The 15,247-nt window shown below is 76.8% G+C and carries 17 protein-coding genes; 4 read left to right on the top strand and 13 right to left on the bottom strand.

Going from position 1 to position 15,247, the window contains the following annotated elements:
• Positions 1-8: 8 nt before the first annotated feature.
• The 3 genes from JD79_RS08895 to mshA are packed head-to-tail and all read right to left on the bottom strand — an operon-like array spanning position 9 to position 3,522.
• A complete protein-coding gene (locus tag JD79_RS08895) occupies positions 9-1,607 on the bottom strand; it encodes an MFS transporter (RefSeq protein WP_110005230.1) in 1,599 nt (532 codons plus the stop codon).
• Positions 1,604-2,185 (bottom strand): type III secretion system chaperone family protein, encoded by a 582-nt coding sequence (locus JD79_RS08890; RefSeq protein ID WP_245899961.1) that lies wholly within the window; start codon positions 2,183-2,185, stop codon positions 1,604-1,606. The genes JD79_RS08895 and JD79_RS08890 overlap by 4 nt, the downstream gene beginning before the upstream one ends.
• Positions 2,182-3,522: a D-inositol-3-phosphate glycosyltransferase gene (mshA, locus tag JD79_RS08885; RefSeq protein ID WP_245899960.1), complete on the bottom strand. Its 1,341-nt coding sequence runs from the start codon at positions 3,520-3,522 to the stop codon at positions 2,182-2,184. The genes JD79_RS08890 and mshA overlap by 4 nt, the downstream gene beginning before the upstream one ends.
• A gap of 84 nt (positions 3,523-3,606) precedes the next feature.
• Here mshA and JD79_RS08880 point away from each other — a divergent pair, with 84 nt between their 5' ends.
• Positions 3,607-4,395, top strand: coding sequence for an SDR family oxidoreductase (locus JD79_RS08880; protein WP_110005228.1), 789 nt, complete (start codon positions 3,607-3,609; stop codon positions 4,393-4,395).
• Positions 4,396-4,535: 140 nt separating this feature from the next.
• Here the strand turns inward: JD79_RS08880 and JD79_RS08875 are convergent, their stop codons facing one another.
• Positions 4,536-5,537, bottom strand: coding sequence for a UDP-N-acetylmuramate dehydrogenase (locus JD79_RS08875; protein WP_110005227.1), 1,002 nt, complete (start codon positions 5,535-5,537; stop codon positions 4,536-4,538).
• 59 nt (positions 5,538-5,596) lie between these two features.
• On the opposite strand from JD79_RS08875, the gene JD79_RS08870 reads away from it, so the two are divergent.
• From JD79_RS08870 to JD79_RS08860, 3 genes are read left to right on the top strand one after another with little or no spacing between them, the layout of a single operon-like run.
• Positions 5,597-6,454, top strand: coding sequence for a class I SAM-dependent methyltransferase (locus JD79_RS08870; RefSeq protein ID WP_110005226.1), 858 nt, complete (start codon positions 5,597-5,599; stop codon positions 6,452-6,454).
• Positions 6,451-7,308: a spermidine synthase gene (locus JD79_RS08865; RefSeq protein ID WP_211307913.1), complete on the top strand. Its 858-nt coding sequence runs from the start codon at positions 6,451-6,453 to the stop codon at positions 7,306-7,308. Before JD79_RS08870 ends, JD79_RS08865 begins: the two co-directional genes overlap by 4 nt.
• Before the next feature lie 51 nt (positions 7,309-7,359).
• Positions 7,360-7,569: a PspC domain-containing protein gene (locus JD79_RS08860; protein ID WP_093578286.1), complete on the top strand. Its 210-nt coding sequence runs from the start codon at positions 7,360-7,362 to the stop codon at positions 7,567-7,569.
• Positions 7,570-7,594: 25 nt separating this feature from the next.
• On the opposite strand, the gene JD79_RS08855 is transcribed toward JD79_RS08860, so the two are convergent.
• The 9 genes from JD79_RS08855 to murD form a co-directional block, all read right to left on the bottom strand.
• Positions 7,595-7,879 carry a DUF2516 family protein gene (locus tag JD79_RS08855; protein WP_110005225.1) on the bottom strand — a complete coding sequence of 95 codons (285 nt, stop codon included), beginning with the start codon at positions 7,877-7,879 and terminating at the stop codon, positions 7,595-7,597.
• Between the two features lie 168 nt (positions 7,880-8,047).
• The gene (locus JD79_RS08850) at positions 8,048-8,782 is read right to left on the bottom strand and encodes a hypothetical protein (RefSeq protein ID WP_110005224.1); all 735 of its coding nucleotides are present in this window, start codon (positions 8,780-8,782) and stop codon (positions 8,048-8,050) included.
• Positions 8,779-9,312: a helix-turn-helix domain-containing protein gene (locus JD79_RS08845; protein ID WP_110005223.1), complete on the bottom strand. Its 534-nt coding sequence runs from the start codon at positions 9,310-9,312 to the stop codon at positions 8,779-8,781. Before JD79_RS08845 ends, JD79_RS08850 begins: the two co-directional genes overlap by 4 nt.
• 92 nt (positions 9,313-9,404) lie before the next feature.
• A complete protein-coding gene (locus JD79_RS08840; RefSeq protein WP_110005222.1) occupies positions 9,405-10,343 on the bottom strand; it encodes an asparaginase in 939 nt (312 codons plus the stop codon).
• A 25-nt stretch (positions 10,344-10,368) separates the two neighbouring features.
• Entirely contained in the window at positions 10,369-10,938 is a 570-nt protein-coding gene (locus JD79_RS08835) for an RsiG family protein (protein ID WP_245899959.1), read from the bottom strand.
• On the bottom strand, positions 10,935-12,041 hold the full coding sequence (gene ygfZ / locus JD79_RS08830) for a CAF17-like 4Fe-4S cluster assembly/insertion protein YgfZ (protein ID WP_110005221.1): 1,107 nt from the start codon (positions 12,039-12,041) through the stop codon (positions 10,935-10,937). The genes JD79_RS08835 and ygfZ overlap by 4 nt, the downstream gene beginning before the upstream one ends.
• Positions 12,042-12,051: 10 nt before the next feature.
• Positions 12,052-12,507, bottom strand: coding sequence for a Fur family transcriptional regulator (locus JD79_RS08825; RefSeq protein WP_110005220.1), 456 nt, complete (start codon positions 12,505-12,507; stop codon positions 12,052-12,054).
• A 36-nt stretch (positions 12,508-12,543) separates the two neighbouring features.
• The gene (locus tag JD79_RS08820; RefSeq protein ID WP_146220415.1) at positions 12,544-13,905 is read right to left on the bottom strand and encodes a MurL-like N-terminal domain-containing; all 1,362 of its coding nucleotides are present in this window, start codon (positions 13,903-13,905) and stop codon (positions 12,544-12,546) included.
• A complete protein-coding gene (murD, locus tag JD79_RS08815) occupies positions 13,856-15,223 on the bottom strand; it encodes a UDP-N-acetylmuramoyl-L-alanine--D-glutamate ligase (protein WP_170149162.1) in 1,368 nt (455 codons plus the stop codon). The genes JD79_RS08820 and murD overlap by 50 nt, the downstream gene beginning before the upstream one ends.
• Between the last annotated feature and the right edge of the window lie 24 nt (positions 15,224-15,247).

Genomic DNA, 15,247 nt, shown 5'->3' with positions numbered 1-15,247 from the left:
CCTCCACGCTAGGCGGAGGCGGCCTCCTGCGCCCCCGGCCGGCGGCCGGGCATCCAGACCAGGACGACGACGGCGGCGATCGCCGCGGCCGCCGCGGTGCCGACCGCGGTCAGGTGCATCGCCGAGACGAAGGCCTCGCGGGCGGTGTCGGCGAGGGCGTCGGCGGCCGCGGCGGCTCCGGGCTCGCCGGCCGCCCGCGCCTGTTCCGCCGTCGTCCGGGCGGCCTCCAGCGTCGCCGCGATCGAGGTGCTCGCCTCGCCGCGGGCGTCGGCGGGGAGCACGTCGACGGCGCGGCCGAGGTCCGCCGCGTAGGCGGTGGCCAGCAGCGATCCGAGGATGGCGACCCCCAGCGCCCCGCCGACCTGGCGCACCGTGTTGTTCACCGCCGCGCCCGCGCCGGCCTTCTCGCGCGGCACCACCGACATGATCGACTCGGTGGCCGGCGCCATCACCGCGCCCATGCCGAGCCCCTGCACGGTCAGCGTGGTCAGCAGCAGCCACAGCGGGGCGGCCTCGTCGAGCAGCTGGAAGCCCAGGAACGACAGCGTGATGAGGACGAAGCCGGTGGCGCAGACGGCCTTGGCGCCGAACCGCTCGGCCAGCCGCGAGCTGCGCGGCGCCATGACCGCCATGCCCAGCGCCACCGGGATGAGCGCGGCCCCGGACTGCAGCGGGTCGTAGCCGCGGGCGCCCTGCAGGTAGTAGACGAGGTAGAAGGTGGCGCCCATCAGGGCGAAGAAGTTGAGCCCCAGCGCGGCCGCGGCGGCGGAGAACGCCGGGTTGCGGAACAGGGAGACGTCGAGCGCCGGGTGCGCGGAGCGCCGCTGCAGCCAGACGAACAGCACCATGAGCAGCGCGCCGCCGACGAGCGGGACCAGCACCCCCGGCGTCGCCCAGCCCACCCCCGACCCGCCGTGGATGATCCCGTAGACCAGCCCGGCCAGGGCGGCGATCGACAGCAGCACGCCGGGGAGGTCGAGCCGGCCGGGGTCGGGGTCGCGCGACTCCGGCACGAACGCCAGCGTGCCGACGACGCCGAGCACCGCGACCGGCACGCCGATGAGGAAGATCGCGCCCCACCAGAAGTGCGTGAGCACCGCGCCACTGGCCAGCGGCCCGCCGGCGACGGCGAGCCCGGCCGTGGCCGCCCAGATGCCGATGGCGCGGCCGCGCTCGCCGGCGGGGAAGACGTTGGTGATGACGGCGAGCGTCGTCGGCTGCACCGCCGCGCCGCCGATCCCCATGACCGCCCGCCAGGCGATGAGCTCCAGCGGGCTGTCGGAGAAGGCCGCCATCACCGAGCCCCCGGCGAACACCGACAGCCCGATGAGCAGGACGCGGCGGCGGCCGATGCGGTCGCCGATGACGCCCCAGGAGAACAGCAGCCCGGCGAAGACGACGATGTAGGCGTCGACGGCCCACTGCAGCTCGCCCTGCGTGGCGCCGAGCTCCCGCTGCAGGGTCGGGATGGCCACGTTGAGCGTCGTGTTGCCCGTGATCACCACGAGCAGGCAGACGGTCATCGTGGCCAGCACCCACCAGCGCCGCGCGTAGCCGGGCCGCTCCTCGACCGCCCGTGCCGCCGCGGCCCGGCCGGTGGTGGTCATCCCCCGTCGTCCGGCGCGGGCGCTCCCCCGCCGTCGGCGGGCTCGGTCCGGCCCGCCCGGGCGAAGGCGGCGAAGGCCTCGAGGTTGCGCAGCGACTCCCCGCGCTTGACGCGCCAGTCCCACTCGCGGCGGATCGAGGTGCCGAAGCCGATCTCGAGCATGGTGTTGAAGTGGTCGTCGGCGTAGCTGAGGACCGCACCGAGCAGCCGGTCGAGCTCCTCGGGGGTCACCGCGGCGTGCGGGACGCGGCCGGTGAGGTAGACGTCGCCGACGCGGTCGACCGAGTAGGCGACGCCGTACATCCGCGCGTTGTGCTGGAGCAGGTAGGTCCACAGCTGCTCGCGGTTCTCGTCGGGCTGGCGGCAGACGAAGGCCTCCACCCGCAGCGCGTGCTCGCCCACGATGAGCCCGCACACGGTCTTGAGCTTCTGGGTACCGGGCAGGTCGACCAGCCACCGGCCGGGCGCGGGGTGCTCGTGCACCAGCTCGGCGTCGCGCAGGGTCCGGTCGATGACCGCGTCCAGCGCGGCGACGACGTCCGCGCGGGCGGCGCGCGCCTCGCCGGTCCCCTCGGTCACCAGGCCACCTGCGTCCCGAGCGCGACGCCGGTCACCGGCCACAGCGCCCGCCGCGCGGCACCGGCCATCTCGGCGGCGGCCATCTCCGCGGCCGACGAGGCGTAGGCCTCGACCAGCGCGTCGGCGGTGCGGTCCCAGGAGAAGGCGGCGGCGTGCCGGCGTGCCCCGGCGCCCATGAGCTCCCGGCGCTCGAGCACCGCGCGGACGGCCGCCGCGTAGGCGGCGGGGTCCCGGCCCTCGACCAGGACGCCGGACACGCCGTCGCGGACCGCCGTCCGCAGCCCGCCGACCGACGCGGCGACCACCGGCGTCCCGCAGGCCTGCGCCTCCAGCGCGACCAGGCCGAAGGACTCGTTGTGGCTCGGGACGACGGCGACGTCGGCGGCGCGGTAGTGCAGGGCCAGCCGCTCGGGCGGCTGCGGCGGCAGGAAGCGCACCAGGTCGGCGATGCCCAGGGACGCCGCGAGCTCCTCCAGCTGCCGCGGCGCCTCCAGCCCCGAGCCGCTGGGCGCCCCGACGACGTGCACCTGCAGCCGCGACCGCAGCGCCGGGTCGTCGTCGAGCATGCGGGCGGCGGTGGTGAGCAGCACGTCGGGCGCCTTGAGCGGCTGGATGCGGCCGACGAAGGTCAGGACGACGGCGTCGGCGGGCACACCGAGCGCGCGGCGGGCGGCGGCGCGGTCGCCGGGGGTGAACCGCTCGAGGTCGACGCCCGGCGGGACGACGAGGGTGCGGCGCGGGTCGGCGCCGTAGTGCTCGACGAGCTGCCGGGCCTCCTCCTCGGTGTTGGCCACCAGGCGGTCGGCCTCGGCCACCACCTGCTCCTCGCCGATCACGCGGGCGCGGGGCTCGGGCCGGTCGCCGTCGGCCAGCGCGGCGTTCTTCACCTTGGCGAGGGTGTGCGCGGTGTGGATCAGCGGCACGCTCCACCGGTCGCGCGCCAGCCAGCCGACCTGGCCGGACAGCCAGTAGTGCGAGTGGACGACGTCGTAGTGGCCCGGCTCGTGCTGGGCCTCCTCGCGCAGCACGCCCGCGGTGAACGCGCACAGCTGACCGGGCAGCTCCTCCTTGCCCAGGCCCTCGAACGGGCCGGCGCTCACGTGCCGCACGGTCACGCCCGGGCTCATCTCCACCACCGGCGGCAGGTCGCTGGAGGTCGCGCGGGTGAAGACGTCGACGGCGATGCCGCGGGCGGCCAGCCGGCGGGAGACCTCGACGATGTAGACGTTCATGCCGCCGGCGTCGCCGGCACCGGGCTGGTCGAGCGGGCTGGTGTGCACCGAGATCGTCGCCACCCGGCGGGGCATGCGCGCGGGGAGGAAGCGGCGAGCAGGCACTCCGACCTCCTGCCTCGCCCGTGCCGGGCACCGTCGCGGCACCCCTGTCGACTCTCCATCCTGCAACAGCGTCAGGATGACCACATGCCCGGTGTCGCCGATCTCTCACCGTCCGCCGCCCGCTCCCTGCCGGGGTCCGGGCGCACCGCCGTCGTCACGGGTGCCTCGAGCGGCATCGGTGCCGCCACCGCCGAACGGCTGGCCGCGGAGGGTTTCGACGTCGTCCTGGGCGCGCGGCGGATGGACCGGCTGACCGCGCTCGCGGAGCGGATCGGCGCCCGCGCCCTGCCCCTCGACGTCACCGACCCCGCGTCGGTCGAGGCGTTCACGGCGGCGCTGCCGCGGGTCGACGTGCTGGTCAACAACGCCGGCGGCGCCTTCGACACCCGGCCCGTGGCCGAGGCCGACCTGGACTCGTGGGCGCGCACCTACGACGTCAACGTGCTGGGCACCGTGCGGCTGACGAAGGCGCTGCTCCCCGCGCTGCAGGCCTCCGGCGCCGGCGACGTGCTGTTCGTCGGGTCGACGGCGGGCCTGGTCAGCTACGAGGGCGGCGCCTCCTACACCGCGGCGAAGCACGGCGTGCACACGCTGGCCGGGACGCTGCGGCTGGAGCTCGTCGCCGAGCCGGTGCGGGTCATCGAGATCGCGCCCGGGATGGTGCGCACCGAGGAGTTCTCGCTCAACCGCACCGGCAGCCAGGAGCAGGCCGACGCCGTCTACCGGGGCGTGCGCGAGCCGCTGGTGGCCGAGGACGTCGCCGACTGCATCGCCTGGGCGCTGACCCGCCCGCACCACGTCAACGTCGACCTGCTCGTCGTCCGCCCCCGGGCCCAGGCCGCCCAGCACAAGGTGCACCGCGAGTCGGACTGACCTCCTCCCGACGCGACGCCTCCGCGGCAGCGGCGCCGGGACGAGTGGGGGCCGGAGGCCTCCGCGAGGAGCGGCGGGCAGGGCTCAGCGCAGGCCGGGGACGGCACCTGACCGCGGTGGAGCCCGGTAGGGCGACCGTGTCACAGCCGGGTGGGTTCGGGGACCAGGGTGACGCCGAAGCGGTCGCGGACGGCCTCGATCACGCGGCCGGCGAAGTCCATGAGCTCGGCGGCGGTGGCCCCCGGCTCGGTGGTCAGCGCCAGGCTGTGCCGCGACGACGTCCCGACCCGGCCCGCGCGGGTGCCGCGGCCGAAGCCGGCCGACTGCACGAGCCAGGCGGCGCTGAGCTTGACCATGCCGTCGCCGGCCGGCCAGCTCGGGCAGCCGGGGACGGTCTGCGCGGCCGGGACGACGGGGTTGGTGAAGAACGACCCGGCGCTGCGGGTGTCGGGGTCGGCCGGGTCGACGACCATGCCCTTGCCCCGGCGCAGGTCGAGCACGGCCGCGCGGACGTCGGCCAGTGGCGCCCGGCCGCCCAGCTCCACGCCCAGCCGCTTGGCGAGCTCCGCGTACCCGACCGGCCGGGACAGGGGCCCCGGGTCCAGCGCGAAGGTGACGGTGAGGACGACGAACCGGCCGGGCTCGCGCTTGAGCCGGCTGTCGCGGTAGCCGAAGGCGCACTCGGCGTTGGTCAGGGTCCGCTCGCGCTTCTCGGCGCGGTCGTAGACGCGGACGGCGGTGACCGTCTGCGCGACCTCCTGGCCGTAGGCGCCGACGTTCTGCACCGGGGTGGCGCCGGTCGAGCCGGGGATGCCCGACAGCGCCTCCATCCCGGCGAGCTCCGCCTCGACGGTGAGCGCGACCAGGTCGTCCCAGTCCTCGCCGGCCTGCACCTCGAGGACCTCGCCGCGCCGCTCGACGCCGCGACTGCGCACCGCGACGACGTCGCCGGCCCACCCGTCGTCGGGCGCGACCAGGTTGGAGCCGCCGCCGAGCACCAGCAGCGGCCGGCCGGCCTCGTCGGCCTCCCGGACGGCGGCGACCAGCTCGGCGGCGTCGGTGACCTCGACCAGGCGCTCGACGGGGCCGCCGACCCCCAGCGTGGTGAGGTCGGCGAGACGGGCGTCGGATCGGACGAGCACCCGTCCACGGTAGCCGCGCGGCGCGGGCCGGCCGGGGACGCCGACTACCCTCGGCACCGGTGAGCGAGGCGGGCAGCGGGCACAAGCGCCGGGCTGAGCTGGCCCCGAAGAAGGCCCATCCCCGGCTGGCGGCGGGCCGGGCGCGGGCCCTGGGCCTGCCCACGCGAGGCACCACCAACGCCAACCGGCTGCGCCGCGTCGACCGCTGGCTGGTGGCCACCCAGGTCCCGCGGCTGCGCGACGCCGCGCGCCCGCTGGTGGTCGACCTCGGCTACGGGTCCTCGGCGGTCACCACCCTCGAGCTGGCCGACCGGCTGGGCGCCGAGGTGCGGGGGCTCGAGGTGGTCGGCCTGGAGATCGACCCGGAGCGCGTCGCCGCCGTCGCCGCGGACCGCGACCCGCCCCGCGTGGACTTCCGGGTCGGGGGGTTCGAGCTGGCCGGGCTGCAGCCGGTGCTGGTGCGGGCGTTCAACGTGCTGCGGCAGTACGACGAGGCGTCGGCCGCGCGGGCGTGGGAGACGATGTGCGCCGCGCTGGGGCCGGGCGGGCTCCTGGTCGAGGGCACCTGCGACGAGTGGGGACGGCGCTCCACCTGGGTGGCGCTCGACGCCGACGGGCCGCTGACCCTCACGCTGGCCGCCCGGGTCTCCGACCTCGACCGGCCGTCCGACCTCGCCGAGCGGCTGCCCAAGGCGCTCATCCACCACAACGTGCCCGGGCAGCCGGTGCACGACCTGCTGCGCGCCCTCGACACCGCGTGGGCGTCGGCGGCGGGCCTGTCGACCTTCGGACCGCGGCAGCGCTGGGTCGCCGCGGTGCAGGCACTCGCCGACGACGGGTGGCCGCTGGTGGGCAGCAGCCGGCGCTGGCGGCACGGGGAGCTGAGCGTGCGCTGGTCGGCCGTGGCGCCGCGGTGAGGCGCCCGCGGCCGGAGGTGTTCCCGCCGGGTCCCACCGAGGTCGACGGCGGGACCGCCGAGCTGCTCGGTGACGCCGACCGCGACGGCTCGTGGGTGCTGATGGTCGACAGCACGCCGCAGTCCCACGTCGACCTCGACGAGCCCACCCACCTGGAGTTCGAGTACGTCCGCCGGATGGGCCACGTGCTCGACCTCGCCGCGCCGGAGGGCGAGCCGCTCGACGTCGTCCACCTCGGCGGCGGTGCGCTCACCCTGGCCCGCTACGTGGCGGTGACCCGCCCGGGCTCGCGGCAGCGGGTCGTGGAGCTCGACCAGCGGCTGACCGACCTCGTCCGGACGCACCTGCCGCTCCCCCGCGGAGCGCGCGTGCGGGTGCGGGCCGGCGACGCCCGCGCCGGGCTGGCCGCCCTCCCGACGGCGAGCGCCGACGTCGTCGTCAGCGACGTCTTCGCCGGCGCCCGCACCCCCGCCCACCTGACGACGGTCGAGTACGCCGCCGAGGCGCGCCGGGTGCTGCGGCCGGGCGGGGTGCTGGCGGCCAACGTCGCCGACGGCCCGCCGCTGCGCTTCGCCCGGGGCCAGGTGGCCACGCTGTCCGCGGTCTTCCGGCACGTCGGCGTGCTGGCCGAGCCGGGCACGCTGCGCGGTCGGCGGTTCGGCAACCTCGTGGCGGTGGCCTCGGACGCGGAGCTGCCGGTGGCGGCGCTGACCCGGCGCTGCGCGGGCGACCCGATGCCCGCGCGGGTGGTGGCCGGCGACGACCTCAGCCGGTTCGCCGGGAACGCCCGGCCGGTGCACGACGCCGACGCCGCACCCTCACCGGAGCCACCCCCAGGGGTCTTCGGCCGCTGACCAGGGTCTTCCCCGATGTCCACGGCCACCGGCCGCGCCTACTGTCGGTGCATGACGTATCCCGCACCCGTTCCCAGCCGGCTGACCCGCGACTCGCGCAACAAGATGATCGCCGGCGTGTGCGCCGGGATCGCGCGCCGCTACGGCATCTCCACCGGGGGTCTGCGGCTGGCCTTCGTCGTCTCCTGCGTCCTGCCGGGCCCGCAGTTCATCGCCTACCTGGTCCTGTGGGTGCTGATGCCCCGGGACGACCGCTACTGACCCGCCGCCCGCGCGGCGGGCCGGCTCACCAGCTGTTGTTGCCGCGCTGGACCCCGCGGACGGCGGGGCGCACGTCGACCAGGTAGACCACGGTGGCGATCACCGCGGGCAGCCCGAGGAAGCTCATCGGGCCCTGCAGGTACAGGATCACGGCGGACAGCGCGGTGATCGCCGCCCAGGCCGGCTTGGTGAGCTTGCCGACGGCGACGTAACCGGCGGCCGGGCGGATCACGGCGTCGACGAACGCCCAGGCGGCGACGGCGAGCATCACCAGCCGCAGGCCCTCGACGAGGGCGAAGTCGAACCCCATGCCGGGGAGGGTACCCGCCGGGGACGGCGTCGGGCTCCCCTCGACGGGGACCACGTGCCAGGACAGGACAGGGCCCCGGAGCGCTGGTGCAGCTCCGGGGCCCTGGTCGGTGGCCCCCTCCAGGTCACCGCCCGAGCGTGCGCGGGGCGGGGAGGAGGGGGGCCTCGCTCAGTCGGTGCTCTTGGTGGTGCGGGCGCGCGACACGCGGGTCGAGGTGCCGGTGGCGGCCTTGCCGCGGGCCGCGGTGGTGCGCTTGGCCGGCTTGCGGGCGGCCTTCGCGGTCGCCTCGTCGGCGGCCTCGGCGGTCTCCTCGATCACGGACTTGGCCTGCTCGGCGGCCTGGTCGACGGCCTTCTCGGCCTTGACGGCGGCCTTGCTGGTCTTGCCGGCGGCCTTCTGGACCAGCGAGGTGACCTCGTTGGAGGCCTCGTTCACGGCCTCGGCGGTCTCCTGGATGGCGTCCTCGACGACGTCCTCGACGGTGTCGACGGCCTGCTCGGCGCGGACGACGAAGCGGCGGACGCCGGGCTGACGACGCAGCTCCTGCAGCACGTCGGCGCCGCGCTCGGCCAGCTGCTCGACGGCGGCGGTGGCCTGGGTGCGGGCCTGCTCGACCAGACCGGCGACGGTGCTCACGACCGTGTCGGGACGGACGGCGACGGCCAGCTGGCGGCTGTTCTCACGGGCCTGGGCGACGGCCTGCTCGGCGCGGGCGCGGGCCTCCTTGGCGGCCAGGTCGACCTGGACCTGGGCCTCGCCCGGGAGGGCCTCGGCGCGGGTGCGCAGCGTGGCCAGGACGGTGCGGGCCTGCTCGACGGCGAGGTCACCGGCGCCGACGGCGACGAGGAGCGGACGGCGGCCGCGCTCGGCGACCTGCTCGAGCAGGGTGGTGGCGGTGGTCATGCGGACTCCTTGGAGGGGTTCGGGTCGGTTCCGGGCGCGACGCCCGGGGTCGTGCTCGGGGCGGGGCGCGCGGCGGTGCTCGTGGCCGCGAACTCGCGGACGTAGGTCTCGTACAGCTCGATCAGCACGGCCTTGTGCCGCTCGGAGAGCTGGTCGTCGGACCGGATGGCCGCGACCGTGTCGGGGTTGCCGGCCCGCCGGTCGAGGATCCCCGCCTGCTCGTAGAGCGACTCGGCGGAGATCTTCAGACCCCGGGCGATGGCGGCGAGGATCTCCGCCGACGGCTTGCGCAGCCCCCGTTCCACCTGGGACAGGTAGGGGTTGCTCACCCCCGCGGTGCGGGCGAGCTCGCGCAGGGACACCCGGGCGGCGCTGCGCTGCTCCCGGATGTACTCCCCCACCTGCGAGCGCACCGCCGAGACCTGCTGGGCCTCGGCCGCGACGGTCTCCGCGACGCTGCCGGCGAGGAGGTCCACCTTCTCGCGGACCGACCTCACCTGACCGCTCACGAACTCGCCGGGGGTCTGCACTACCCAACGGTAACCAGGGGTGCTAGCAGTTGCAAGCGCGGCTGCTAGCACCGGCCCGTGAGACCCCTCACACCCGGCGTGTCGCTCGCCGGTCAGCCGGTGAGGACCGCCGAGGGCCGGACCTCGCCGACGACGCCGTCGCCGCCGGTCACGGGGAGGACGCTCCACCGGGCGAGCGCGTCGGCGTCGACCCCGAGACGGCGCAGCGCGGCGGCGAGCACCGGCGCGCGCCCGCGGTCCCCGCCGTCGTCGAGCTTGTAGGCGACCGCGCCGCGCCCGGGCAGCGCGGCGACGTGCACGCCGTCGGCCCCGCCCTTGACCAGCAGGCCGGGGACGGTCTCCATCAGGAGCGTGTCGTCGCGGTCGGTGCCGGCGACGTACCAGGGGTGGGCGCGCATCGCGTCGGCGACGGCCCGCTCCGGGCTTCCGGGGTCGGCGTCGACCAGCGAGCGCAGGCCGCGCGCGAGCCCGGTGAGCGACAGCCCGTGCTGGGGCGCGCCGCACCCGTCGACGACGACGGCGGCCACCGGCTCCCCCGCGGCCTCGCCCAGCCGCGCCTCGATGGCCTGCTGCAGCGGGTGGTCGCGGTCCAGGTAGCCCCCGGGAGGCCAGCCCGCGGCGACGCAGGCGGCCAGCATCGCCGCGTGCTTGCCGGAGCAGTTGAAGGCCAGCCGCTCGGGCGCGCGGCCGGCGACCGTCCAGGCGGCGCGGGTCGGCTCGTGCCCGGGCAGCGCGGCCGGGCACCCCAGCGCGTCGGGGCCGAGGCCGGCGGCGTCGAGGATCCCGGCTGCGACGTCGCGGTGGCCGTCCTCGCCGGCGTGCGAGCCGGCGGCGATGGCGAGCTCCTCGCCCGAGCGCGGCTGCCAGCCGGCGGCGAGGTAGGCCGTGGCCTGCACCGGCTTGTTCGACGAGCGCGGCAACACCGGGCGGGCGACGTCGCCGGCCGACCAGCGCACGGCGCCGTCGGGCCCCAGGACGACGACCGCGCCCCGGTGCACGGACTCCAGGAACCCCGAGCGCCAGACCTCCACGAGGACGGGCGCGTCGGGCCACCCGCTAATGGCGGCCCTCGTCGGCCAGGAGCGCGGCGACGTCGGCCTCGCCGCTGCGGTAGCGGCTGGCCAGCTCCCCGGCGAGGGCGTCCATCACCTGCTGCACGCCGCGGCGCCGCTCCGACAGCGACCCCTCGGCGGCGGCCAGGGCGCGGGCGGCCCGCTCGAGGTCGGCGTCGGGGAGGCCGGCGACGTCGGACAGGTCGACGTCGGGCGTCAGGCCGTGCACCCAGGACTCGTAGACCTCGGGCGCGGCCGGCTGCACCGTCTGGTGCCGGCCCAGGCCGTGCGCGGGGCCGCGGCCCTTCTCCGACAGGATCTCCGGCAGCAGGTCGACCAGCGAGCGCCCGTCGTGCTCGGCCCGGCGCTGCAGCTCCCGGCGGACGATGTCCAGCCGGCCCTGCAGCAGCCGCCGGGTGTAGGAGAGGTTGACCTCCTCCTGCTCGGCGCGCCGCCGCAGCCCCCGCACGTCGCCCATGGAGCGGGACTCCACGCCCTCGAGGAAGCCGGGGTCGAGCAGCGCGTCGACGGCCGCGCCGCCGGCGGGCGTCGGGGAGGGACTCACGGAGGTCACCGCCCGATGGTGGCAGACCGGACCGCGCGGACCCGGTCGCGGGCCGCCGCCCGGGTGTCGTCGAGCGCCGCGGGGGCGTCGTCGGGGTCGACGGACGCCCGCGCGCCGCCCACGGTCAGCTCGGCGTCGGGGGCCACCGACTGCTTGACCAGCGCGAGTGCGACCACGCCGAGCTCGTGGTGACGCACCACCGTGCCGGTGCGGCCGACCTCGCGGGCGCCGGACAGCACCGGCGTGCCGGGGGCGGCGAGGTCCTCGCTGACGCCGTCGAGGTGCAGGAGGACCAGCCGCCGCGGCGGGCGGCCGAGGTTGTGCACCCGCGCCACGGTCTCCTGCCCGCGGTAGCAGCCCTTCTCGAGGTGGACGGCGCTGGTCAGCCACTCCAGCTCGTTGGGGATGGTGCGGTGGTCGGTGTCGACGCCGAGCCGCGGCCGGCGGGCCTCCACGCGCAGGGCCTCGTAGGCGTCGAGCCCGGCGGAGCCGGCGCCGGCGGCGGTGAGCGCGTCGGCCCGGTCGGCGAGGTCGGCGCGGGGCACGAGCAGGTCGAAGGCGGTCGCCCCGCCGTCGCCGAGGGGCGGCATCCGGCGCACCCAGCCGCCGTCGGGCAGTGCGGCGACGGCGTACGGCGCCTCGGGCGCGGGCAGCCCGGCGGCGGCCAGCACCTCCGGCGCGCGCGGGCCCACGAGGGACAGCAGCGCCCGGTCGGCGGTGACCAGCGCGGGCTCGACGCGGAGCATGAACCGCATCCGGTCGAGGAAGGTCTGCAGCGCCGCGCCCGTGCCCGGCTCGACGTCGGCCCAGGTGGTGCCGCCGAGCTCGGCGAGGACCAGGTGGTGCTCGACGTGGCCGTGCGGGGAGAGGACCAGCGCCTCGGTGCCGGTGCCGTCGGCGAGCCGCTCGAGGTGCTGGCTGGTCAGGCTGTGCAGCCAGGTCAGCCGGTCGGCGCCGGGGACGGTGAGCACGTCGCGGTCGCTGCGGTCGACGAGCCCGGCCCCCTCGGCGAGCAGGCGCTGCTCGCGCAGGGGGTCGCCGTGGTGGGCGGCGACGGTCGTGCCCTCGGCGACGACGGCCCCCGGTCGTGCGGCCAGCGGTGAGGTGGTCATGTCTGCTCCGTCACTCCTGCGGTGTCCCTGCGTCCCGGCACCGGCGGCACGTGCCCGACAGCGCCACGTGCCCCACGTCGAGGGTGAAACCCAGGTCGGCGGCCAGACGTTCCGCCGCCTCCTCCAGCAGTGCCGGGTCGGCCGAGGAGATCTCCCCGCAGGAGGCGCAGACGACGTGCAGGTGCGGGTGCTCGGAGGCGTGGTAGACCGGCGCGCCCTTGCCCAGGTGGGTGTGCCATACCAGGCCGAGGCGCTCGAGCAGCTCCAGCGTGCGGTACACGGTCGAGGTGTCCGGCGCCGCGCCGCCGGGCCCGGCCTGCTCGCGCAGCCGGGCTCCGATGGCCTCCGGCGTGGCGTGGTCGAGCTCGGCGACGGCGGCCAGGACCTGCTGGCGCTGCGGCGTCAGCCGCAGGCCCCGGGCCCGGAGACGCTCGGCCAGCGGGGCCGGCCCCTGCTCGGTCGTCACCCGGCCGAGCCTAGTTGCGGCCCCCGGGAGGGGCCGCTAGGCGACGGCGCTGCGGGCGCCGGCCAGCACCCGCTGCAGGGACTGGAGGTGGCGCTCGGGGATGGCGTGCTCGCCGCGCGGCGGGAGGAACCGCGCGACGGTCGCGCCGGTCACCTCCGCCGCGGCCGCGGCCTCGGCGCCCAGCTCCCGCACCACCGCGGCGTCGCCCCACGACCGGCTGGCCGCCAGGTGGGCCATCGCCGCCGCGCTCTCGGCACGCTCACCCACGCAGTCGAACGGCTTCTCCGTCGCCCACAGCTTCCGGAACCCGTCGGCCAGCGAGGGGTCGGCCAGCGGGTTGCCGCCGAACATCCCCTGCGCCTCGGCCGGCGTCAGGAAGACGGCGAAGCAGAGGAAGGTGAACAGGCACTTGTCGCAGTGCAGGCACCAGCGCTGCTCGGCCTGCCCGCCCAGGTGGCGCTGGGTGTAGGAGCGGTTGCAGCTGAGGATGTCCGCCCGCAGCGGCAGCGCGGCGACGGCGGCCACCGTGGCCAGCTCCGACAGCTGCCGGGTGAGGCTGAAGTACCCGGTGCCCACCTCGGCGGCGGCCGCGGCGAAGAACCGCTCGAACTCGTAGGACTTCGAGTACTGGTGGTTCACGCCGGCGCCGTCGACGGTGAGGGTCTCCTCGTCGGCCGAGCGCTCGTTGGCGAACACCACCGGGTCGTAGCCGCCGAGGACGGCGACCAGCGTGGCGATCGAGGAGTTGATCGCGGTCACCGGCACGTGCCCGTTCAGGCCGCCCTGCGCCGTCCGCTCGGCGAGCAGCGGGTCGAGCCTGCGTCGCACCTCGACCAGCGGGACGCCGGCCGCGCGGGCGACGTCGCGCTGGGCGCCGGTGGGGTTGACCGCCAGCGCCGTGCCGTCGGGGATGACGACGAGCGCCAGCGCGGAATCCTTGCCGCCGCCCACCGGCAGCAGCGCCCCCCGCGTGCCGCCGGCAGGCGCCGGGCCCGGCTCGCGCACCTCGACGTCGAACTCGACGCGGTGCGGCACGGGCAGGCGGTTGACCGCGGCGAACTCGCCGAGCCCGTGCGTGTAGGCGGCCCGGGCGACGGCGAGCTGCGCGGCGGTGACCGGCCGCTCCACGGTGACGCGGCCGGGCGCGGCGAGCTTGTAGTAGCTGGTGCCCGTGACCAGGTGCACGAGGTCCAGCGCGGCGTCGAGCTGCGCCGGGACCGGGCCGGTCAGCAGCGCCGGGTCGAGGGCGAGCCGCTCGGTGAACTCGTCGTCGCCGAGCCGGTAGGTGAAGGCCGCCTCGCCGGTCGAGCGGTCCAGGGAGCGGCCGGCGACGACGAAGGCGCCGACGTCAGGCCGGCCCGACACGCTCGGCGCCGGCGTCGACGAGGATCTGCTCATAGGTGGCTGCCAACTCCTCGTAGTCGCGGAAGCGGTTGTAGCTCGGGGCGCCGGGCGAGAGCAGCACGACGCCGCCGGGTGCGGTGCCCGCGATCGCCGCCGCGACCGCCTCGGCCAGCGACTCCGTCTCGGTCAGGCGCACGGCGGCACCGGCTGCCTCCCGGCGGACGTCGTCGGCCAGCCGGGTCCCGGTGTCGGGGACGGTCACCAGGGCGACCTCCTCCCGACGGGACACCAACGCCGCGGCCAGCCCCGTGTAGTCCAGGCCCCGGTCCTGGCCGCCGGCGATGAGCGTGACCGGGCGGCCGGCCAGCGCGTCGAGGGCGGCCAGCACCGAGACCGGCGTCGTGCTCAGCGTGTCGTCGACGAACGTGACGCCGCCGAGCGTGGCGACCGGCGAGAGCCGGTGCGGCAGCGCGCGGAAGGCCGCGACGGCGGCGGTGACGTCGTCGGCGCGGGCGGCGAGGTCCAGCCCCAGCAGCGCGCAGGCGGCCAGTGCCACCTCGACGTTGCTGCGGTTGTGCGCGCCCGGCAGGTGGAGCGGCTGCACGCGCGCGGCGAGGCCGGCGGGCAGCACCTCGGCGGGGTCGACGAGCTGGGCGGCGTCGAGGTGCTGCTCGGCGATCGGCCGGGCCTGGGCGCTGACGACGACCGACCGCTGCGGGCAGGAGGAGAAGACCCGCAGCTTGTCGCGGTAGTACGTCTCCGCCGACCCGTGCCAGTCCAGGTGCTCCGGCGCCAGCGAGGTGAGCGCGCCCCTGCCGGCGAAGTCCGGCACGGCCGCGGCCTGGTAGCTCGACACCTCGACGACGAGCGTCCGGTCGCCCACCTCGCCGAGCACGTCGAGCAGCGGCGTGCCGATGTTGCCGGCGTGCACGGCCGGGCGTCCGGCGGCGGTGAGGACGGCGGCGGCCAGCGCGCTGGTGGTGCTCTTGCCCTTCGTGCCCGTGACGCACAGGACCGGGACCGCCCGCGCGGCGGCCTCGGCCAGCGCGACGCCGGTGCCGGTGGTCACGAGCGTGCGGTCGGCCAGCGTCCGCGCGTCCTCGCGGTAGGGGCTGATGCCCGGGGAGCGGAACACGACGTCACAGCCGGCCAGGTCGGCGACGTCGGGGGTGGCGGTCACGCCCTCCGGCAGCGCCGCCGGGTCCACGGGGCGGCTGTCGGCCACCAGGACCGACGCGGCACCGGCCGCCAGCGCCGCCGAGACGGCGGCGCGCCCCTCGCGCCCGTGGCCCCAGACCCCGACGCGGCGGCCGGCCAGCTCCGCGAGACGGAGGGACCGCTCCCGCGGGGGCGGTGCCGGGCGGGGGTCCACGGCGCCCACTCTACGGACCGGGCC

Origin of the sequence: Geodermatophilus normandii, assembly GCF_003182485.1 — a bacterium.
Taxonomy (GTDB): domain Bacteria; phylum Actinomycetota; class Actinomycetes; order Mycobacteriales; family Geodermatophilaceae; genus Geodermatophilus; species Geodermatophilus normandii.
Note: the sequence above shows the minus strand (reverse complement) of the source record. Positions and strands in the feature narration are given on the sequence as shown.

Coding starts and splice junctions, on each gene's coding strand:
- JD79_RS08895 (WP_110005230.1), bottom strand. CDS start 1,607: ATGACCACCACCGGCCGGGCCGCGGCGGCACGGGCGGTCGAGGAGCGG.
- JD79_RS08880 (WP_110005228.1), top strand. CDS start 3,607: ATGCCCGGTGTCGCCGATCTCTCACCGTCCGCCGCCCGCTCCCTGCCG.
- JD79_RS08860 (WP_093578286.1), top strand. CDS start 7,360: ATGACGTATCCCGCACCCGTTCCCAGCCGGCTGACCCGCGACTCGCGC.
- JD79_RS08855 (WP_110005225.1), bottom strand. CDS start 7,879: ATGGGGTTCGACTTCGCCCTCGTCGAGGGCCTGCGGCTGGTGATGCTC.
- JD79_RS08850 (WP_110005224.1), bottom strand. CDS start 8,782: ATGACCACCGCCACCACCCTGCTCGAGCAGGTCGCCGAGCGCGGCCGC.
- ygfZ (WP_110005221.1), bottom strand. CDS start 12,041: ATGACCACCTCACCGCTGGCCGCACGACCGGGGGCCGTCGTCGCCGAG.
- JD79_RS08820 (WP_146220415.1), bottom strand. CDS start 13,905: ATGAGCAGATCCTCGTCGACGCCGGCGCCGAGCGTGTCGGGCCGGCCT.